The organism is Saxibacter everestensis, assembly GCF_025787225.1.
GTDB lineage: Bacteria > Actinomycetota > Actinomycetes > Actinomycetales > Brevibacteriaceae > Saxibacter > Saxibacter everestensis.
The window spans coordinates 651,749-673,057 of the sequence record NZ_CP090958.1 but is presented as its reverse complement, the minus strand read 5'-3'; the positions used below and the strand labels follow the sequence as shown (position 1 = coordinate 673,057).

The following is a 21,309-nucleotide window of genomic DNA, read 5'->3' as shown; positions in this document are numbered from 1 at the left end:
CGCTAGGGCCGCCGTCCGGACGACTCGATAACGACGTCCGTGGCGTCCTTGTCCGGGCGGAATCCGCGCCAGGACGGCTGCCGCAGCCGACCGTCCGACGTCCAGTTCGCGTAGCTCACCTCGCCGACCAGACTCGGTCGCACCCAGTGTGCGTCCTTCGCGTCCGCCGCCGGAATGCTGTTCTTCACCGGCGAGGTCTTCCGTGCAAGTGGCCGGAACCGCTCAGCCGATTCGGCCAGGGCGGCATCGCTGAAGCCAGTGCCGACTCTGCCTGCGTAGCGTAGTTCTCCGTCGTCATACACGGCGACGAGCAGTGATCCGACCCCACCGGCGCGGCGTCCCGCGCCCGGTCGCCAACCCACGACCACGACTTCCTGCATCGCCTCGTGCTTGACCTTTATCCATTTTCCGGACCGTCTAGAGGGCTGGTAGCTGGAATCCCGCCGCTTGGCGATAACACCCTCGAGGTAATGCTTAGCGCTGGTCTCCATCGCCTTGTGGCCATGGGCAAGGAAGACCGAGGGAATCTGGACCGCATCGCCGGGAGGCTGCAGTTCGATCAGTGCCGCCCGGCGCTCTTCCCAGCTCTTCCGAAGCAGCGACTCACCGTCAAGACGAAGCAGGTCAAAAAGCATCAGGTGAACCCGTACGCCGGTTGCCTTGATCTGTTCAGGGTTGCTCAGCTTCATCCGCTGCTGCAGCCGGCCGAAGTCGGGGGCGCCGTTGCTTCCGAAGGCGACGATCTCCCCGTCCAGCACCGTGTCGTGCGGCAGGCCGGCGACGCCATCCGAACCGGCGAGCGAGGCGAACTCGGGGTACTGGGCCGTGACGTCATTACCGTTCCGGCTCAGCAACTGCACGGACCCGTTCCGGATATGGGCAATCGCCCGGACCCCGTCCCACTTCATCTCAAACGCCCAGTCGCGCATGTCATCGATGTCGTCGAGTTCCCCGGACTGCGCCAGCATCGGCCCAGGCGCGTCGGCTACCTTTCGCTTCGGCTGAGCTGTGGCGGCGTCCGACTGCTGGCCCGGCTGCCTTGGCTGGGATGCGTCCTTCGGCTGGAACACGTCGATGTCCGGCTGGTCTTTCGTCCGGTGAATCATCCAGTTCTTGCCGTCTGTCTGGAACAGCACATAGCGGCCGGTGGCGCGTTGTCCGTGCAAGATCACAATGACCTCGTCCTTGCGCCACTTCTCCAGCTCATAGCTGCCGCGGTCCCAGATCGTGACCTCGCCGCCGCCGTACTCGCCCTTTGGAATCGTGCCGTCGAAGCTGGCGTAGTCGAGCGGGTGGTCCTCGGTGTGCACGGCCAGGTTGTTCTTCTTCGTTGTTTCCGGCACACCCTTCGGCAACGCCCAGGAAACCAGAACCCCATCGTGTTCCAGCCGAAAGTCCCAATGCAGCCTGCGGGCATGGTGCTCCTGGATGACGAAGGTGTCGTCATTTCCGTGTGGGAGGTTATCCTCGGTTCCGTCCGGCACCGGTTCAGGTGTCTTCGCGGCATCGCGCATCGAGCGGTAGGTGGCAAGCCGATCATTCTTCCGGGTCAATGCCTGCAGCAGATCACCGTCTCGTGCGGCCCGTTCAAGCACCTGATCATAGGTCAGCTGGGCGAGTTCCGGGTCTTCCAGTTCATCCCAGGAGCGCGGAGCAGCCACGGTCGGCTGATCCCGCCCGCGCAACGAATACGGCGCGATCGTCGTCTTCTTGCTATTGTTCTGGCTCCAGTCGACGAACACCTTGCCCCCCCGCAGTGAGCGCTTCATTTTCGACAGCACGGTTTCCGGCATCCGTTCCTCAAGGATCCGGGCGACATCGAGGGCAAGCTCTGAGATCTGCTCCGACGTCCGGTTGGGACTCAGCGCGCAGTACAGGTGGATACCTTTCGACCCGCTGGTTAGTGGAAAGCCGTCCAGGCCGTGATCCGCGAGGACACCACGGGCCTCCAACGCCACCTTCGCGCAGTCCGCCAGGGTCACCCCGTCGCCGGGGTCGAGGTCGAGAACCAGGCGGTCCGGATTGCCCGGTTCGCCCTTCGAATTGATTCGCCACTGCGGCGTGTGCAGTTCGAGCGCGGCGTTCTGGCCGAACCAGGCCAAGGTCGCCGGGGAGGTCACCAGCGGATAGGTCACGATGCGATCCGAATGCTCGAGTGACACCCGGTCAATCCAGTCAGGGGTCGAGTCGGCAAGGTTCTTCTGAAAGAACGGTTGCTGATCGGTGCCGTCGGGCCAGCGCTTCTGCGTCACCGGCCGGCCGAGAAGATGTGGCATCGCCAGCTCGGCGATCTCCGCGTAATAGCGCAGCACATCGGCCTTGGTGGTACCGGTTTCGGCGTAGAGCACTTTGTCCAGGTGGGTGAGCCCAAGCCGATGCCCGCCGATTTTCACCTGCGTCGTTCTCGCCACTTTTCGAAGGCTCCTCTCGCACCCGCCATTGACAGCGTAATAGTTAGCACCATCATGGAGGTATGCGTTCCATATGGAAAGGATCCCTGACCTTCGGCCTCGTCAACGTGCCGGTCAGGCTTTATTCGGCGACCGATTCACACGACGTGTCGTTTCACCAGGTGCATGGCAAGGACGGCGGCCGGATCCACTACCAGCGCAAATGCGAGAAATGCGAAAAGGTCGTAAGTTACGGCGATATTGATAAGGAATACGAGTCGGACTCCGGTAAGACCGCAATCCTGACAGCCGAGGATTTCCAAAGTCTGCCGTCCGAGAAGAGTCACGAAATCGAAGTGATGGCCTTTGTGCCGACGGAACAGATAGATCCGGTGTACTTCAATAAGTCGTACTACCTCGAGCCGGATTCGAAGTCCCCGAAGGCATATGTGCTGCTTCGACGCACACTGGAACAGACCGACCGCACCGCCGTCGTGAAGTTTGCCCTGCGTCAGCGCACCCACCTGGCCGCGCTCCGGGTCAAGGGTGACGTGCTGGTGATCCAGACCCTGCTGTGGGGCGACGAGTTGCGTAAAGCCGAGTTCGCCTCCCTCGACGGCGATGTCCGGATCCAGAAGAAGGAACTGGAGATGTCGTCATCGCTGGTGGAGAACTTCTCTTCTGATTTCGACCCGGACGAATACACCGATGAGTATCAGGAACAGCTGCAGGATCTGGTCAAGAAGAAGCTCAAGGGCGCCAAGCCCGCCGAGGAAGAGGCTCCTGCCGACGAAGGTGAGGATGCCGAGGTTCTGGACCTAATGGCGGCACTTGAGGCAAGCGTCAAGGAAACCAGCGCCAAAAAGGGCAAAAAGCAGCCGGCGCGTAAGTCAAAACGCGATAAAACCGCCTAGCGATCACTCGCCCTTGGTGCAGGTCAAGCTTCTCCGTCTCACGGAGCGTCCGGTTCGGTCAGCTGAATGATCGCGCTCTTCGCGGCCGAGCTTTCCTCGACGGCGGCCAGCACCCGTTGAACCGTCAGACCTTCCTCGAATGATGGCGAGGGATGTCCTCCGGCGGCGATGGCTTGCAGAAAGTCGCGGATCTGGTGGGTGAAAGTGTGTTCCCAACCGAGGATGTGTCCCTGGGGCCACCAGGCCTCCAGGAAAGGATGCATGGGCTCGTTGACCAGGATCCGGCGGAAGCCCTGTTCCCGGACCGGGAGTGTAGCGTCCAGGAAACCCAGCTCGTTGAGGTCTTCCAGGTCGAAAAGGATGGAGCCCTTGTCACCGTAGACCTCTAGTTTGAGCGAGTTCTTCTGCCCGGTGGCGACGCGTGAGACCTCAACAGAAGCGATTGCGCCGGAGCCCAGGGAGAGAGTAGCCCATGCTGCGTCATCGACCGTGACTTCTTCCAGGCCATCCGCGCCGGGTCGGCGGGTGGTGAACGTGTGTGTGCGCCCGGAAACCTCGGTAACCCGGTCCCCGAGCAGGAAGAGCACCTGGTCAATCGCGTGGGAGGCGATATCCCCCAGGGCGCCGGAGCCCGCCGTGGCTTTGTCCAGCCGCCAGCTCATCGACGCGGTTTCATCGGCGAGCCAATCCTGCAGATAGGCGGCCCGGACGTGGCGGACAGTGCCGACTCGACCCTCAGAGATCAGTTCGCGTGCCAGCATGAGTGCTGGCACGCGTCGGTAATTGAACCCAACCATGGACTGGATGCCGCGTTCCCGCGCCGCCGTGGCTGCGCGGGCCATTGCTTCGGCCTCGGCCACGGTGTTGGCCAATGGTTTCTCCACGAGCACATGCTTACCCGCCTCCAGCGCAGCGATAGCGATTTCAGCGTGCATGAAGCCGGGTGCGCAGATATCCACGATGTCAACGTCGTCGCGATCCAGGACGCTGCGCCAGTCTGTGGCGGACTCGGGCCAACCGTACTTCGCGGCGGCGGCCGCAACGCCGTCGGCATCACGGCCGACTAGGACACGCCGCTCGAAGGCTGGGACTTCGAAGTAGGCCGCGACATTGCGCCAGGCATTCGAATGGGCCTTGCCCATGAATGAGTAGCCGATCATCGCCACGCCCAGGGGCCTAGCACTGTCGTTGCTTTTTTTGCTGTTCATCATGTGGTTCCTAGAGGGTTGAGACCGTGGGGTTGCGGGTTCGTAGAGTGGCTGACCGATGGGGAGTTTTTCGGTAGAGCATGGCTCAGCCTTTGACCGAGCCGCCGAGGATGCCCCGGACAAAGAAGCGCTGCATGGTGATCAGGATGATCAGCGGGAGCAGCACCGAGATAAATGTCGCCGCCATAAGCTGAGCCTGGCTTCCCCCGGTAGCTGTTACGAGGCCGGCAACGTTTACGGTGAGTGGCTGCGCGACGGAAGATCCGCCAAGGAAAAGCAATGGCGAGAGCAAGTCGTTCCACGCCCACAGGAACTGCATGATTGCCAGTGACGCGAGGACTGGTGCCGAGAGTGGCAGGACGATGGAGATAAAGGTCCGTAGCTGCGAGGCGCCGTCCAGGTGTGCAGACTCAAACAGCTCCCCCGGGATGGAGCTGATAAACCCCCGGACGAGGAAGATCCCGAAGGGGATGGTGAACCCTACTTCGTATATCCATAGGGCGGGAACGGTGCCATTGAGCCCAGTGAAGTCGAAGAACTTGAGCATCGGGACGAGCGTGACCTGCGGCGGGGTGATCAGCAGCGCAACGAGCAGCAACGAAAGAACGGTTCGCCCGATGAATGCCATCCGGGTGAGGGCGTATGCACCTATCGCGGACAGGATTGTGGTGAGCACGGTAGTGGGGATCGTGATCGCAAGCGAGGTGGCCAGACTGGGGCCGATTCCAATCACGTCCAGGGCCTGTTGGTAGTTGTATCCGGTAAAGAGCGGCGCGATCAACGCGTGCCACCATCCTGTCGCCGCGCTATCCGACTGGGTGCGGAAGGAGCCGACGAAGAGCCCGAGCACTGGCGTAAACCACACGATCATGAAGACGACGACGATTAGGTGGACAATCGGCCTTCCCCACCTGAGCCGCCGGCGCGGAACATGAGTCATCCGGTGTGCTCTCTCCTGGCCTTGCGACGCGGTGTTCGCGGGAAGCGTGTTTGTCGTGGACATGTCAGTGGCCTTCCTCAGCCCGGAATTGGCGGATGTTGACGACCACCACAGGGATCGCCACGATGAGCAGGATCACCGCGATTGCACTAGCGTGCCCAAGGTCTCTGGCCGAGAAGAGCTCAAAGTACATTCGGTTGGCGATGGTGTCCGTGTTGAAATTCCCGTTCGTCATCACGTAGACGATGTCGAAGATCTTGAGCGCGAATATGACCTCAGTCGTAGCTACGACCAGGAGTGTCGGGGTGATGTGCGCCAGCGTGACGGAGAAGAAAATGCGCCATTCGTTAGCGCCATCAAGACGCGCGGCTTCGACCAACTCGCTCGGCATATTCTTGACTGCGGCAGAAAGGATCAGTGCAGCGACCCCCAGGCTCGACCAAACTGCGACGATGATCAGGCACAGCGTATTAACGACTTCGGTTTGTAACCATGGCACCGGCTGGTTGCCGGGAATCAAGGTCCAGAGGGCGTTGAGCAGGCCTGTCTGCGAGCCCGCAGCCTTGTAATCGTAGACCTGCCGCCAGATGATCGAGCCGGCGGTGAACGAAATCGCGGTGGGCAGGACCACGAGGGTCATCGCGAATCGTTCATACCGCACTTTGTCGAACAGGACCGCCACTATTAGTGCCAGTACTAGCGTGCCGAGTGGAAACACAATCAGCCAGATCACGTTATTTCCAAGCACGCCCAGCATGCTGCCGGCGAAGGCCCACGCAAAGTTCTGCAGACCGACCCATGCCGAGCCGTCACTGCTGCGGAACGCGGAGACGACAGTGTCGATCATCGGGTAAATCAAGATGAGGGTGATGAGCGCGAGCGGCAACAAAAGCCAAAACCAGGGGCGCACCTTGCGAGCGCTACGTGGGCGGAGTTGTTCAATGATTTTCTCGCCCGTCCCCAGTACCGCAAAGACCAGGATGGGGATTGCTATCGCCCCAATGAGGATGAGTGCTGGCGCGCTTGAAAGTATCGCATTCATGGTCATGTCCTTGGGTGGATCTGGTTTGCCGGTTGCCGCTCGCGCTCTTACCTCTAACTCTTGCCCTCTTGCACTTTCTGGATCGATTGCAAGATCTCATCGAGCTTCGAAGGATCTTGCAGATACGACATCACGCCCTTGTCCGCCTGGGTGAGCACGGCCGTCTTCGCCAGGTTGGCCGGACCAGCGGCCAGCTCAACGTCGTCAGTGAAGTACGTTTTGGCCATCTTCTGCAGGAGCGGGTCTTTGTAAGTCGAGACCGGAACGTTGATATTTGATACCGGCCAGTGGTCCGCCGACGCCAGCAACGTCTGTGCTTCAGTTGAGGCGATGTACCGCGCAAACGCCCGAACCTCCGGTGAGTCTTTGAACGCGTAGGTGACCGTTGCTGAATAGGACTCGGTGTTCTCGAACTTCGGTTCACTCGCCGGCACACGCATGAAGTCGAGGTTCTCTCCCGGCTTGACGCCTTCTGCCGAGCTTGTGATCAACCCGCTCGTCCAGCTGCCCCATACCTCAGCCTGGCAGGTCGGCGGGTCGGTGACCAAGCCATTTGAGCCGGTTCCGATGTCCTGAGTCAGCGATCCCTTGACGCCCCCGGCCACATTGGCGTCCTTGGCAGCGATCGCGCCGAACATCTGCCAGGCATCCTTCACCTGGGGTGAGGTCCAGGAGAGTTTGCCCGTACCCCACTCCTCAGTCAGGGCAGGACCGTATTTCTTGGCGAACAGCGTTTCGATAAACGCTTCGCCGGGCCACCCGCTACTCGCTCCGGAACCCTGGGCATTGCACCACGTCGGGGTACCGTCAGCCGCCTTTTTCTCGGTCCAGTCAGCCACGTCCTGCCAGGAGGAGCCAGCCTTAGGTCCGGTGTATTCCTCTGGATTGAACCACATCATGTAGTTGTTGAACCCCTGATACACGCCATAGACCGATCCGTCTATGGAAGCAGTGTCCAACACCGATGCGCTGTAGTTCTTTTTCAGGTCGTCGCCCATTAAGCTGCTGAGATTGAGCAGCTTGTGACTACGGGAATACTCGGCCATCACGCCCGGTGATGACGTCACGAGATCGGGCGGGCTGCCGGATGCGACGCGCGATTGGATGAGGCTCAGAGAGTCGGCGCTGCCCGTGTAGTTGATCTTCACCCCGGTCGCTTCGGTGAACGGCTTGTAGAAGGCCTCGATCAGGGCACCTTCGGTGCCGCTGTTATCGCCGATGATCGAGATCGATCCGTCCAGCTGCTCGTCGCCCATGATTTCTTTAGCTTTGGCTTGGGCAGCATCAACGAGTTTCGCGTCCAGGTCCGTGCCACCCGTCGCTCCCCCGCTGGCCTGTTCCTCGGTGGCACAGCCGCTGAGGACAAGCGCCAGGGCTGCTGCCGGAACTGCGAGGTACGCGAACAAGGGTGTACGAGGCTTTATGGAGGCTAATGGAAACATGGCAATCAACTCCGCTTTTCGTGTGCCTGTGATGCTTGGCCGGGCGATGATCCGCTCGCCGCGTTCTGTGCGCTGGCGTTCTCCACAAAGGCTTTCGCTGCCTTCATTTCCTTGATGGGGTCGGCGACCGCGTCAAGCTCAAGGAGCCGCACATCGCTGCCCTGAGTCTTGTCGTACAGGGTGATCCAGCGGTCCCAATCCACGACCCCTTCTCCGAGGGTGCACATGTATCCCTGGTGCAGTTCGTGAATTTTTTCGCCTTCGATTGGAAGGCCTGCGGGCATTGGACCGACCGCGTCCTTCCAGTGCGCAATGACCACTCGCTCGGAATGGGCGACTACTGCGTCGATCGGATTTCCGCCGGCCAGGGTGATGTGTGCGGTATCCGGGCAGAAGAAGACGTACTCCGGGTCGGTAAGCCCAAGCAACAGATCGATGTCACGGCGGGTGCAGAACATGGAATGTGCTTCCGTGTGCAGGGCGGTCTTCACTCCGAGTCGCAAAGTAGCGTTCCCGACCGCGTGAGCGGTATCTGCCACCGCGCTGGCGAACGCATGATCGATGAACAGCGGCGGATTCGCATCGCGTGACTTCCGCATCGGCGGCCCGACCACGAGGGTGTCTCCGCCGGCTTCGGCTAGGAAAGTTGCATGTTCTACCGCCTTGGCGACCTCTGCGTTACGATCGCCGCCTGGCCCCCAGCCGGAGCCCATATGGAAACTACTCTTGAGCTTCAGCCCCCGCCGCTGAAGTTCCGTCTTGAAACCCTCGGCGGAACCGAAAGCGTCCAGTGCGGAGCTGACATCGGCAGGCGGAAAGGTCATCTCGATAGCGGTTATGCCTGCTTCGGACAGGGCATCGAAGATCGTGGTCCAAATCTGCACCGGGTTCTTGTGCCGTATCTCCATGATCTCGTCATAGCTGTTCACGCCCCAGAATGACGGATCGTAGAACGTGATCAGGTCGACGCCATATTCAGGTGTAGTGGGCATTAGACTTCCTCGCTGGTTGGGCAGGGGGCTGGACGCCCGACCCTGCTGTTGATGTGGATGACGGTTTCGGTCTGGCTAGAAGTCTCGATCGCCTCCAGCACTTCGAGCACATGGTGCGCGAGATCTGCGCTTGCCCGATGCGGTAGGCCATTCAAAGCTCCAACGAGGTCTGCCACCCCTGCGCCGCGGAGCATCTGAACATCCGTGTCAGGTTCCCCCGATACGGGAACGACCGGATTCAACGTCCGCCATTCCTCGTCGTTGTGGAGACGTACCGAGACGACTCCGTCGAACTGATTGGGGTCGGGAACGCTCAGTGTGCCGCGATGCCCGTAGATCTCGATGAATGGAAGGTGGGTATCCCAGGCGTCAAAACTGAGCATGAGAGTGGCAATAGCGCCAGAGTCGAACTTCAAGGTCGCTCCCGCGTGAGTTGGGGTATTTACCTCAATCGAGTCAACCTGACGGTCGGGTGCAGTGACGGTCCTCAAGGGCGCACCCACCCGACTGAAGCCGCTCACACTGGCCACGGGGCCCAGCGAGTTTACGAGTGTGGTGATGTAGTAAGGACCCATGTCCAGTGCGGGACCGCCACCAGGCTGAAAGAGGAAGGTTGGGTTGGGGTGCCACGTTTCAGCCTTGGAATGGGTGACAAACGCGACCGCACCGATCGGTTCGCCGATTACTCCTGAATCGATTGCCGCCCGCGCAGTCTGCCCCGCGCTGCCGAGAAAGGTATCAGGGGCGGATCCGAGCAGCTTGCCTGACGACTGCGCCTCCTCAATCATCCCCTCGCTGGCGGACAGAGTGACCGCGATGGGTTTTTCCACGTAGACGTTCTTGCCGGCGTTCAGGGCTGCGATCGTTACCGGAGCGTGTGCGACTGGTGGAGTTATGTTCACCACGATGTCGATAGCGGGATCCGCGAGGAGCTCCTCAATCGATGAGTACGCTTTCACCCCGGCCCCTGCTGCGGCCTTCTCGGCCAGTTCGGTGATGAGGTCGGCACAGCCGAGCAGTTTGATTTCAGGGAACCGGGCCATCCCCTCGATATAGCGCTGGGAGATATTTCCGCAACCGATAATTCCGATTCCGGCGGGGGTTTCTGATGTGTACTTCATAACTTCCTTCTGTATCGATCGGATTCGCGAAAACTGGCCATCCTCGACGGCGTCTAACGCGCCTGGGCCTTGACATTCCTAGCTGCGATTGCGGGAGATTGTGGCCGTGTGTCGCGGAGGTTTGTTCCGTTGGTCCGACTACCTCTTCGTTGAGGATGCTGGATCTTCTCGGCCCTTGTGAGGTCCGAGTGATCCCCTTCACATCAAGATAGGGGTACTTCTGCCGATCGTCAAGCAAAAGTTGTCCGGACTTTGTGGTAACACTGAAACGTCGCGCTCCAGGCTCGCAAAAGACAGTGGGAACCCGCGATGGATGAGAGGTTCCGTGGGCCGATCCAGTGTCTTCGGACCAGCCGAACGTACATATCGGGCGTTCAGTCGCCCTTAGTGCTAAAAGCGGCGTCGAAGCTCTGTGTCGAGGTGGGAAAGTCGAACTTGCGCATGTGCGCCAGCGCCTCAGGCGCACCGAACAGGCGGTCCATGCCGGCATCCTCCCACTCAATCGAGATCGGTCCCTGGTAACCGATTGCAGTGAGCGCCCGGAAGCAGTCCTCCCACGGCACGTCTCCCCGGCCAGCGGAGACGAAATCCCAGCCGCGCCGTGGGTCACCCCAAGCCAAATGAGAACCCAGTCGGGTATTGCGGCCGGTGATCCGCACCCGGATGTCCTTGCAGTCAACGTGATATATCCGGTCGGCAAAGTCAGTGATGAACGAAACCGGGTCGATATCCTGCCAGATGAAATGCGAGGGATCCCAGTTCAGTCCGAACGCTTCCCGGTTGCCGATGGCATCCAGTGCGCGGCGAGTGGTCCAGAAATCGTAGGCGATTTCGGACGGATGCACCTCATGGGCGAAGCGGACCCCGCAATCGTCGAACACGTCAAGAATTGGGTTCCAGCGCTCGGCGAAGTCAGCGAAACCTGCATCGATCACTTCGCCTGGCACCGGCGGGAACATCGCGACGTACGGCCAAATGGACGAGCCGGTAAACCCGACGACAGTCTTGACCCCTAGTCGCTGTGCAGCCCTCGCAGTGTCCTTGAGTTCTTCGGCCGCGCGTCGGCGGACCCCCTCCGGTTCGCCATCGCCCCAAACGGCGGTCGGCACGATTGCCTTGTGCCGAAAGTCGATCGGGTTGTCGCATACCGCCTGCCCGGTCAGGTGGTTCGAAATGGCATACACTCGCAGCCCGTTCCGGTCCAGGATGTCAAGCCGCGATCGGAGGTACTCGTCATCAAGAGCCGCTCTGCGCGGGTCGAAGTGCGGTCCGCAGGCAATCTCCAGCCCGTCGTAGCCCCAACCCGCGGCGAGTTGAGCAACCTCTTCGAACGACAGATCTGCCCATTGGCCGGTGAATAGCGTGTACGGACGTCCCATTTGTCTATCCCTTTCGTGTCAATTGAGAATTAGCCGAGATATCGAAGCGATGCTGCGAGCGCGTCGAAGATGTCGCCCTTGGTGTCATCCAGCTCGACGACTCCGTACCGGACGTTCCTAGCTGCCTCGAGCACAGCAGGCAGGTCGACGGAACCATCGCCGAGCGCCGTTTGCTGTTTTGTGTCGGGACTGCCGTCTCCATCCTTGAGATGCACAAGCTGCACGCGGTTGCCGAGGCGGGCGAGCAGTCCGGGAACGTTTGCGCCGCCGACGATCGCCCAATAAGTGTCGATCTCCAGAATGACCTGATCGTCCAGATAGTCGACGAGCACCTCAAGCGCATGGCGGCCGTCAATTTTTATGCTGAGTTCCCAGTCGTGGTTGTGGTAGCCGACCGTCAGGCCCCGCTTCGCACCGGCACGTGCCGCTGCATTCAGGCCCCCGGCGATTTCTCGAATACCCTCCAGGCTGGTCCAGTTCTCCTGGCCAACGAAAGGATCGATGACGATCTGCGCTCCGAGCTTTTCGGCGGCTGAGAACAGGGTCGCCTGGTCTCCCGACAGGAGCGGGGCGTGCACAGAGGGTGCCTTCAGGTTGTTCACGGCCAGACCGGAAACCAGCTCATCCAGAATGTCGAGGATTCCGTAGGGTTCGACATTTGTGTAGCCGAGTCCCGCGATCCGGTGCAGGGTTTCGGCAACATCCCGTTCCATCGCCTCCCGCACGGTATAGAGCTGAACCGAGATCTGCATCGGGGCTGTCATAGTTCTCCTTAACTGGTTCCTTGCTGAATCTCGTCGCCGATCTGGTGTACTTGCCTCGCGCAAATCGACCTCAGCAAGCCGACTCTTCCCGCCCATGAGCGCGTGCTTTAGCTGAGGATAGGGAATTGACCGTGCCGTGAGCTATATCACGAATGTAAGCGCACTTCTGCCGACCGTCAAGCAAAAGATAAGTAAAAGTCGGCCCTACCTCGTACGTGACTTTCGAAAGTGCGGATGATTGACTACTTTCATGCCAGCTCTCGCCAATCCCGATTCCCCGCACAGCGCCGGGCCCGGTGCACTATTCCAGCTATTGCGCAATAGCCAGCCGCGTACGCGGGCGGAGTTGGCGGAACTCTCCGGACTGGCCCGCTCCACCATCGCGCTGCGCGTCGAGCAGCTCCTGGCAACCGGCCTGGTGGCGCCGACCACGGCTGCCGCCTCCTCCGGCGGACGACCGGCCTCGCGGATCGGTTTCAACCCAGAATCCAGAATTGTGCTCGGCGCGGACTTCGGCGCCCACCACGTGAGTGCCGCGATCACAGACCTCGGCGGCTCGATTCTGGCCGAGGAGAAAGAAGCACTGGATATCGAGTGTGGTCCGCTGGCTGCGATGACCTGGCTTCTCACCACGACCGGAAAACTGCTCAAAGCGGCGGGCCGGAACAAGCAGGACCTGCTCGGTATCGGGATTGGCCTGCCCGGCCCGGTCGAGTTCAAGACCGGAAGGCCGAACAATCCGCCGATCATGCCGGGCTGGGATGGCTTCGACGTACCCGGTGCCGTTCAGGAGCAGTACCCGGTGCCGGTGCTTGTGGATAACGACGTCAACATCATGGCGATCGGTGAACATTCGGTCGCGTACCCGCACGACTCCGACCTGATGTTCGTCAAAGTGGCGACCGGCATCGGCGCCGGCATCATCAGCGGCGGCCACCTGCAGCGCGGCGCCCAGGGAACCGCCGGTGACCTCGGACATGTGCGGGTGCCACACGGCCGGGATGTGACCTGCCGGTGCGGCATGACCGGCTGCCTGGAGGCACTGGCAAGTGGCCCGGCAATCCTGGCCTCACTGACCGAACAGCGGGTTATCGATCAGCCCTCGTCCGATTCACTTACCCAGCTGATCGGCTCCGGAAATATCGCCGCAATCCAGGCCGTGCGCCAGGCCGGCCGCGACATCGGCCAGGTGCTGGCCACCTGCGTCAGCCTGCTGAACCCGTCCACCATCGTGCTCGGCGGCGGTGTTGCGCTCACCGGCGAGCACCTGATCGCCGGCGTTCGCGAGGTGGTTTACGGCCGTTCCCTACCCTTGGCGACGGAGAACCTGAAGATCGTACTTTCAGAGGGCAAGGAACAGGTCGGCATCATCGGGGCTAGCAAACTGGTCATCGACCATGCGCTGACCACGGAAACCGTCAACCGGATGGTGAGCAAGAACCTGGCCCACGCGGGCTGACCGCCCTTACCTCACACCGCCACAGGCTATGCTCAAATGAGCAACATAGATGAGCACAGCTGAGATGGAGAGGGCAGGTGACGGCGATGAACCAACCCGGTCACGAGGACCGTCTGGCCAGCGTTGCCCGGCAGTACTACCTGGAGAACCAGTCCAAGGTCGACATCGGCAAGGCACACGGGATTTCCCGATTCCAGGTCGCCCGACTGCTCGACGAGGCGCGGAACGCCGGAATCGTCACGATCGAAATTCATCCACCGAGCGCCGGCCGACCGCCTGATTCCGAGCAGCTTCAGCAGCGGCTTGGCCTCGAACGAATTATCGTCACCCCCGGCAGGCCAGCAGCAGGGACCGGACGTGATCTGTTGGCGCAAGCGGTGGCCGAAGAGCTTACGGCTCGTGCCAGCGCCGGTGCAACGATCGGCATCTCCTGGTCGCGCACGATGGATGCCGCCGCCGAGCGGGTTTCCCGGCTGCCCGCGTGTGACCTGGTGCAACTTGCCGGGGCCCTTCCTGTTCCGGGAAGCGGAAACTCGGTGGAACTCGTCCAGCAACTCGGCCGGATCACCGGCGGCGAGACCTGGCCGATCTGGGCGCCGCTGGTGGTCGACGATTCGGCCACCGCTGCGGGCCTGCGCCGGCAGCCGGAAATCGCCTCAGCCCTCAGGAAGGCCGATTCACTCGACGTCGCCGTCGTTGCCATTGGCGGGTGGGAACGTCAGGCATCCACGGTCTGGGACACGGTCGGCAACAAGGACAGGCGCGAGGCCAGCGCGGCGGGCGCCATAGCGGAATGCTCGGCCCGGCTTTTCGACTCCACTGGCTCGCCGGTACGCACGAACCTCGACTCGCGGGTCATCGGGGTGACTCTCGAACAGCTGATAAGCACGCCAACCGTGATCGGCGTCGCTCACGGCGCAGCGGCGGCGCGGGGCGTCTTGGCCGCGGCGCAGGCCGGCATCATCACCACACTGGTCGCCGACGACGAGCTCACCGCCGAGTTGAGCCGCACCGTTGAGCAGAGAGCTTAAGTAGCAATGATCCTCGAACAGAACCCGGAGAACCGATGAGCACAGTCGTCGGCGTGGATTCCTCCACGCAATCGTGCAAAGTCCTGGCGGTTGAGGCCGAAACCGGCGAGGTCAGGTCATCCGGCGTGGCCGCCCATCCCGACGGCACCGCAATCGACCCACGGGTCTGGTCCACGGCCCTGCATGAGGCTTGGGATGGCGCCGGAATTCGTTCCCTCGGCACGCAGGTGATCGGCGCCGGAGTCGCCGCCCAGCAGCACGGCATGGTCGCCCTGGACGACCGCGACCGGCCGGTCTTCGACGCCCTGCTGTGGAACGACACTCGCAGCGCAGGCCAGGCCGATCGAATGCGGGAAGAACTGGGCAACGAGGCCTGGTTGGAGGCGACAAACCTGGTTCCGGTCGCCTCATTCACAATCACCAAGCTGGCCTGGCTCGCAGAGAACAAACCGGAACTGGCCGAGCGGGTAGCCCGGGTCGTGCTACCCCACGACTGGCTCAACCACGAGTTGACCGGGAAATACAGCACAGATCGCAGCGAGGCGTCCGGCACCGGCTACTTTTCTCCGCTGAGCAACCGCTACCAGCCGAAGCTGTTGGAACAGTACTTCGGGCGAGTTCCGGAACTGCCGAAAGTGCTTGGCAGTCACGAGGCTGCCGGCTCACTTCTGGCCGGCTGGGGCAACGACGCGGCAATCGTATCTCCGGGCGCAGGAGATAATGCCGCGGCCGCACTCGGACTGGGCCTGGAGAACGGTGAAGTCGTTGTTTCGATAGGCACCTCAGGCACGGTCTTCACCACTTCGCCAATCCCGGCACACGATCCGACAGGTGCGGTTGCTGGCTTCGCCGACGCGACCGGAAATCATCTGCCATTGCTGGCGACATTGAACGCGGCGCGGGTGATGTTTGCCGGCGCGGCAATGCTCGATGTCGACCTGCAGACCTTCGACCGGCTTGCGCGTGACGCCGCTCCGGATGCCGAGGGCCTTACCCTGCTGCCGTACCTGGATGGCGAGCGCACGCCGAATCTGCCGAACGCGTCGGGGACACTTCTCGGCCTGACCCGGTCGAACATGACAGCCGGGAATGTGGCTCGTGCCTCGGTGCTCGGGGTGCTGAACTCGTTGGCGGACGGCCTGGAAAGCCTGCGCGGGCACGGGATCGACGTGCGGAAGGTGCTGTTGATCGGCGGAGGGTCGAAATCCCGGTCACTGCGGGCCGCCGCCGCATCGATATTTGGTGTGCCGGTAGAAGTGCCGGCGATAAGGGAGTACGTCGCGCTCGGGGCGGCCCGCCAGGCTGCCTGGACGGCGCACGGCGAATTCCCCGACTGGCGACGTGAAATCGACGCAAGTTATCAGCCTGAGGGTGACTGGGGCGCCGAGGTGCGGGCACGCTATGTCGCCGCGCGCCAACGGGTCTACGGCGTCTGAGTCCCGATCTGGTTCCCGGTCGGTCACCGGCAGTCAGCCCCGGTCACCGGTCCGGTCAGCGCTGGGCGCCGGGCGACACCAGCGCTTCGACGGTTGCCCGGGCACCGACGGTATGCAGCAGCTCTAGCGCCCTGGAATACTCCGTCACAAATCGCTCATCGTCGATCAAGTCCCCGAACAGTTGCCGGCTGGCCAGGAAGGCCAGCGGATCGGTCCTCTGCCGCGCCGCGGCCGCCGTCACCGATTCCTTGAGCCGGTCGACCACCTCGATTGTTTTGCCCTCTTCGTCGACGCCCTCGGCGTAGCGAGCCCAGCTGGCAACGATTGCGGCAGACGTTTTGATCTCGCCGCCGTTCGCCAGGTTGATTCTGACCACCGGCAGCAGCCATTTCGGTATCCGGTCAGAGCTCTCGGCGCAGAGCCGGGCCAGGGTGTCCCGCACGTACTCGTTCCCGAAACGCTCGATCAGCGTGTGCTTGTACTCGTCGAGATCAATACCCGGAACTGGCGAAAGGGTTGGCGACGCCTCGGCATTCATGTAGTCGAGCAGGAAAGCCACGAACAACTCGTCCTGACAGACCTCATGGGCGTAGCGGTACCCGGCAAGATAGCCGAAGTAGCACAGTGCCTGATGGCTCGCATTGAGCAGCCTGAGCTTCATCAGCTCGTACGGTTCGACATCGTCGACGAGCTGGACCCCGGCCTGGTCGTAAGCCGGCCGTCCGTTAACGAAATCGTCTTCCAATACCCATTGCTCGAATGGCTCACAGACTACCGGCCAGGCGTCTGTCACCCCGAACTCGTCGGCGATACTGCTGCGATCGTCGTCCGTCGTCACCGGGGTGATCCGGTCCACCATAGAGTTGGGGAAGGACAGGTTCTGCTCGATCCATGCCGCGAGGCCGGGATCTTTGAGCCGGGCGAAGGCGGTCAGCATCTTACGGGCCACGTCGCCGTTGCCCTGGATGTTGTCGCACGACATCACCGTGAACGCTGCGCCGCCCCGGGCGCGGCGGCGAGCAAGCGCCTCGGTGATCAGTCCAAAGCTGGTTTTCGGCGTCGCCCCAGCAGCCAGGTCGTGCACAACGTCCGGATTGGTTTCGTCGAACTCTCCGCTCACCTGGTTGAAGTTGTAGCCGCCCTCCGTAATGGTGAGCGAAACAATTCGTATCTGCTCGGAGGCCATTCTTTCGATCACCGCTTCTGGGTCCGCCGGCGCGAACAGGTAGTCGACGATTGAGCCGATGACCCGGCCCTCGCGGCTTCCATCGGGATTCTTGGTCACCAGGGTGTACAGACAGTCTTGCTCGTCCATCACGGCTTTCATTCGCTGGTCCGACGGCAGAACGCCGACGCCACAGATGCCCCAATCGTGTGCCTTGCCCTGGTTCATCAGCCGATCAAGGTACATCGCCTGGTGGGCACGATGGAATCCGCCCACGCCGAAGTGCACTATGCCTGCGGTGACATCCCCGCGGTCATAGCGTGGAACGGACACGGTGTCGGGGAGCCTTCCCAGCGCGTCGTCATTGAGCTTCTGCATCGGTGCCATCCTCGGGTCTGCCAGCCGGTTTTTCGCCGACCCTATCATGTGAGCTGCCGGCCAAGCTCAAACGAGCGAGGCCACGGAACAGACGACCGCGAGCCGGCACAGAGACGGTGAACCATTTACTGACCTCCCGTTGGGAGCGCAGACGAGACTTGAAACGAATCCCGGAAGTGGGCACACCCTGTCAGAAGAGAGTCGTGCGAGTTGACGCCCTTTCGTCCACACCATAAGCTTTCAGAGGCCAAATCGATTTGGTCGCTGATAGAGCTGAACTGACATGGCCCGCTTGACCACTTTGATTTTCAGGGTAACCAAGGCCGGCCCTGCTACCACGAAGGACGACATGACACAGCTTCGCACTCTGCACCAGGCTCCGACGCTGCTCGTCCCCGAAAAGGTCCTGCTTCCCGAAGGCCCCAAGTGCGGTCACGCGGTGCTTGTCGACAACGGCCGCATCGTTGCTGTCGGGCCCGTCGACTCGGTCGCCGCCGACGCACGTCGGGTCCCTTCCGCGGTCGACAACACTTCCCAGGAACCGGTCAACACCATGATCCGGGAATCCACAGCCCTTGACGACGTCATCCGCATCGACCTGCCCGGACGCCTCCTCATGCCGGGGTTCATCGACGCGCATCATCATCTGACGCAGACCTTCGGCAAATCGCTCGTGTTCGGCGAACCATCTGAAATCTTCCAGCGCGTCTGGGTGCCGATGGAGGCGAACATGGGCGCAGGGGCTATCGACGTCGCCACCCGTCTCGCTGCCTGGGAATCCCTGCGCGGGGGGTTCACCACGGTGGCGGACGCCGGGACCCGCTCCAGCGTCGACGTCTCCGCAATCGCAGATGTCACCGCCGAGTTGGGACTGCGATGCGTACTCGGTGTGATCTGCAACGATCGGGGCGGCGGCGCTCAGACTGCCGAACTCGGCGAAGTGGTCGCGGCGGCCGAGTATCACCTGAGAAGGTGGGACGCCGAAGGTTTGGTCCACCCCTCGCTGGCGGTCTCGATTCCCGAAGTCGCTTCGGACGAAGCCCTTGTGGCTATCACCGGCCTCGCTCGAGAGGCAGGAGTACCGTTCCAGACGCATCTCAATGAACATCTCGCAGCGGTCGAACGGTCTCTCGTCGCGACCGGGCAACGTCCACTGGAACGCCTGGCCCGCCTCGGCGCCCTTGGGCCCGAACTCCTGGCCGCACACGCGACCCTCCTGACGCCCCGGGAGATCCGACTTCTCATGGACAGCGGAGGAGCGGTTGCCTACAATCCGGTGGCGAGCTCGTGGAAGGGAAATGCGGTGGCGCCCGCTCTCCTCATGCATGAGCTAGGAGTGCGAGTGGGACTCGGCACCGACGGAACACGGTCGGACGCATTCCGACTGCTCGATGCCGCAGAGACCGCACAACGACTGACCGTGGGAACGAATGTCGGCGACTCCTCCAGCGGCGGCGGATGGACCTGGCTCGAACAGGGACTACGAGGCGGAGCCGACGCCGTGGGACTCGCTGGGATGGTCGGTGAGATCACGCCCGGAGCACATGCCGATCTGCTCGTCGTCGACCTCGACGTGCCAGAGTTCGTGCCCTCGTGGGACGTGCCCTGGGAACTCGTGCGGATCGCAAACCGCGACCAGATCGAAGCCGTGATCGTCGACGGCAGACTCCGCCTCGAACGAGGGTGGCCAGTCGATTGGGACGGTCGCGCCCTCATCGAAGAAGCTCGCAATCTCTCTGACCACGTCGTCGCGAGCTCGCCCATCACCCGGGTCGATCCTGCAGCGAGTGAACACCGCGCCGCGTGGATGAGCGAGCGCAGTCGATGACCCTAGTCGCCTTCATCATCGTCGCGGTGACAGTTCTGCTCTCCGCCTTCGTGCAGGGGTCGACCGGCATGGGCTTCGCGATGATCACCGCCCCCGTCGTCAGCTTCATCGACCCGAGCCTCATACCGGTGATGCTGCTTGTACTGATGATCCCGCTGAACTTCTATGTCGCGGCCAGAGAGAGGGCCGACATCCACTGGCACGGGGTGAAATGGATCAGTGTCGGGCGTTTCGCCGGAACGTTCTTTGGGCTATGGATTCTTGTCATCGTCAACCTGCATCAACTGGCGCTGCTGATCGGCTGGTCGACGCTGGTTGCGGCCGTCATCGCGCTTGTCGCCCCGAAGTTCACACCGAACAAGCCGTTCCTGGCCATCGTCGGTCTGATCACCGGTGTCACGGAAACCTCGACGGGTGTCGGTGGGCCACCGTATGCACTGGCCTACCAACACAGCCCCGGTCCGGAACTGAGATCAACGGTCGCGGTGTGCTTCCTCGTAGGGGAGGTCATCTCGCTCATCGTGCTCGCCATTAGTGGACAAATAACCGGACCGACGCTGCTGTTCACCGCCTCCATGCTGCCCTTCCTGGCCGTCGGATCGTTACTCAGCAGATTCGTTCATCACAGGCTCGACGGACCGGTATTGCGGTACATCGTGCTTGGCTTCGCGATCATCTCCGGAGCCGTCGTGATCGTCCAAGCTTGATCCCGCCGAGGCGGGCAAGGCGAAATCCAGGCCAACCAGTAGTCTGGCACCATGGGAGATACTTCGCGCCGGAATCGGGCTACGATCGCCGATGTGGCACGTGAGGCCGGCGTATCGCGCACAACTGTGTCCCATGCACTCAACGGATTGGGCAAGGTCAATTCGCAGACCAGGGACAAGGTCAAAGAGGTGGCCGCTCGACTGAAGTATCGGCCCAGCGTCCGCGCCCAGGGCCTGCGTTCTGGACGCACCCAGGCCCTTGCGCTCCTGTCCTCGATGCCATCCGCGGTCTCAGCGGGACCCTCGCAGCTTGGCTTCTTCACCGAACTCGCGATGGGATGCGCTCGGACGGCACTGCTCAAGGGCTACGTGTTCGTCTTGGCGCCACCGGAAGACGATGCCAATCCTGTCGACCGGCTCGACATTGATGGGGCGATCCTCCTCGAACCCACCATCGATGACCCCATTGCCGCAGCACTGACCGACCGCGGAATACCGTTCGTCACCATTGACGGTCCCGCGAGCGAGCGGAGCGTGGACCTGCACCACACGGAAATCGCGGAACTACTCGTTTCTCACCTGCTAGAGAACGGGACGAAGCATCCGGCACTCATAGTAGGAACGAGCAGGCGCAAATCCCAGGCTGCCGCACGGACTGCTTACCTGGCCGCGGCCTTCCGGGACGGCTTCACCCCATTGATCGCCGAGGCGGATGAAAGCGAAGGCGAAGACGGAGGATACCGGTCGTCCAAGCAGCTCCTCGCCGAGCATCCGGAGGTCGATGCCCTGATTATCCCCATCGACACCTTCGCCACCGGAGCCGTGCGGGCGGGAACCGAAGCAGGAAGGGTGATCGGAGACGATCTGCTGATTGCGACGAGGTACGACGGCCTTCGGGCTCGCACCAGCACACCACCTCTTACAGCCGTGCACCTGGGACTGGACGAGATCTCGAGTGAGGCGATTGATCGGCTCGTGGCGATCCTCGACGGCTCCCCACCGATCGCGTCCGACACTGCCGCAATGAGTTCGGAGTCCTCGTCGCCCGTCGCACCGACTTCCATCCCACCGACTCTCGTCGTCAGAGAGTCAACGGCCGGACCTCCGAAGTGA

Annotated in this window: 17 protein-coding genes; 7 read left to right on the top strand and 10 right to left on the bottom strand. The window is 62.0% G+C overall.

Going from position 1 to position 21,309, the window contains the following annotated elements; genetic code table 11:
* Positions 1–2 precede the first annotated feature (2 nt).
* Positions 3–2,411 carry an ATP-dependent DNA ligase gene (locus LWF01_RS03370; RefSeq protein ID WP_349639633.1) on the bottom strand — a complete coding sequence of 803 codons (2,409 nt, stop codon included), beginning with the start codon at positions 2,409–2,411 and terminating at the stop codon, positions 3–5.
* A gap of 62 nt (positions 2,412–2,473) precedes the next feature.
* On the opposite strand from LWF01_RS03370, the gene ku reads away from it, so the two are divergent.
* The gene (gene ku, locus LWF01_RS03365; protein WP_349639632.1) at positions 2,474–3,304 is read left to right on the top strand and encodes a non-homologous end joining protein Ku; all 831 of its coding nucleotides are present in this window, start codon (positions 2,474–2,476) and stop codon (positions 3,302–3,304) included.
* A gap of 38 nt (positions 3,305–3,342) precedes the next feature.
* Here ku and LWF01_RS03360 read toward each other — a convergent pair whose 3' ends face one another.
* The 8 genes from LWF01_RS03360 to LWF01_RS03325 form a co-directional block, all read right to left on the bottom strand.
* The gene (locus tag LWF01_RS03360; RefSeq protein WP_349639631.1) at positions 3,343–4,512 is read right to left on the bottom strand and encodes a Gfo/Idh/MocA family protein; all 1,170 of its coding nucleotides are present in this window, start codon (positions 4,510–4,512) and stop codon (positions 3,343–3,345) included.
* Positions 4,513–4,597: 85 nt separating this feature from the next.
* On the bottom strand, positions 4,598–5,515 hold the full coding sequence (locus tag LWF01_RS03355) for a carbohydrate ABC transporter permease (RefSeq protein WP_349639630.1): 918 nt from the start codon (positions 5,513–5,515) through the stop codon (positions 4,598–4,600).
* 1 nt (position 5,516) lies between these two features.
* Complete coding sequence (locus tag LWF01_RS03350) at positions 5,517–6,494, bottom strand: carbohydrate ABC transporter permease (protein WP_349639629.1); 978 nt, start codon at positions 6,492–6,494, stop codon at positions 5,517–5,519.
* A gap of 53 nt (positions 6,495–6,547) precedes the next feature.
* The gene (locus LWF01_RS03345; protein ID WP_349639628.1) at positions 6,548–7,900 is read right to left on the bottom strand and encodes an ABC transporter substrate-binding protein; all 1,353 of its coding nucleotides are present in this window, start codon (positions 7,898–7,900) and stop codon (positions 6,548–6,550) included.
* A 41-nt stretch (positions 7,901–7,941) separates the two neighbouring features.
* A complete protein-coding gene (locus tag LWF01_RS03340; protein ID WP_349639627.1) occupies positions 7,942–8,928 on the bottom strand; it encodes a sugar phosphate isomerase/epimerase family protein in 987 nt (328 codons plus the stop codon).
* Complete coding sequence (locus tag LWF01_RS03335) at positions 8,928–10,049, bottom strand: Gfo/Idh/MocA family protein (protein ID WP_349639626.1); 1,122 nt, start codon at positions 10,047–10,049, stop codon at positions 8,928–8,930. Before LWF01_RS03335 ends, LWF01_RS03340 begins: the two co-directional genes overlap by 1 nt.
* Positions 10,050–10,423: 374 nt before the next feature.
* On the bottom strand, positions 10,424–11,428 hold the full coding sequence (locus LWF01_RS03330; RefSeq protein ID WP_349639625.1) for a sugar phosphate isomerase/epimerase family protein: 1,005 nt from the start codon (positions 11,426–11,428) through the stop codon (positions 10,424–10,426).
* 29 nt (positions 11,429–11,457) lie between these two features.
* Positions 11,458–12,192, bottom strand: a complete 735-nt coding sequence (locus LWF01_RS03325; protein WP_349639624.1) for a sugar phosphate isomerase/epimerase family protein — start codon at positions 12,190–12,192, stop codon at positions 11,458–11,460.
* A gap of 250 nt (positions 12,193–12,442) precedes the next feature.
* On the opposite strand from LWF01_RS03325, the gene LWF01_RS03320 reads away from it, so the two are divergent.
* The 3 genes from LWF01_RS03320 (at position 12,443) to xylB (ending at position 16,118) form a co-directional block, all read left to right on the top strand.
* A complete protein-coding gene (locus tag LWF01_RS03320; protein WP_349639623.1) occupies positions 12,443–13,651 on the top strand; it encodes an ROK family transcriptional regulator in 1,209 nt (402 codons plus the stop codon).
* 86 nt (positions 13,652–13,737) lie between these two features.
* Positions 13,738–14,682 (top strand): sugar-binding transcriptional regulator, encoded by a 945-nt coding sequence (locus LWF01_RS03315; RefSeq protein ID WP_349639622.1) that lies wholly within the window; start codon positions 13,738–13,740, stop codon positions 14,680–14,682.
* A 35-nt stretch (positions 14,683–14,717) separates the two neighbouring features.
* A complete protein-coding gene (gene xylB, locus LWF01_RS03310; protein WP_349639621.1) occupies positions 14,718–16,118 on the top strand; it encodes a xylulokinase in 1,401 nt (466 codons plus the stop codon).
* Between the two features lie 55 nt (positions 16,119–16,173).
* Here the strand turns inward: xylB and LWF01_RS03305 are convergent, their stop codons facing one another.
* Entirely contained in the window at positions 16,174–17,661 is a 1,488-nt protein-coding gene (locus LWF01_RS03305) for a mannitol dehydrogenase family protein (protein ID WP_349639620.1), read from the bottom strand.
* Positions 17,662–18,010: 349 nt separating this feature from the next.
* Here LWF01_RS03305 and LWF01_RS03300 point away from each other — a divergent pair, with 349 nt between their 5' ends.
* From LWF01_RS03300 to LWF01_RS03290, 3 genes are read left to right on the top strand one after another with little or no spacing between them, the layout of a single operon-like run.
* Entirely contained in the window at positions 18,011–19,489 is a 1,479-nt protein-coding gene (locus LWF01_RS03300) for an amidohydrolase family protein (RefSeq protein ID WP_349639619.1), read from the top strand.
* Positions 19,486–20,196: a sulfite exporter TauE/SafE family protein gene (locus LWF01_RS03295; protein ID WP_349639618.1), complete on the top strand. Its 711-nt coding sequence runs from the start codon at positions 19,486–19,488 to the stop codon at positions 20,194–20,196. The genes LWF01_RS03300 and LWF01_RS03295 overlap by 4 nt, the downstream gene beginning before the upstream one ends.
* Positions 20,197–20,247: 51 nt before the next feature.
* Complete coding sequence (locus LWF01_RS03290) at positions 20,248–21,309, top strand: LacI family DNA-binding transcriptional regulator (RefSeq protein ID WP_349639617.1); 1,062 nt, start codon at positions 20,248–20,250, stop codon at positions 21,307–21,309.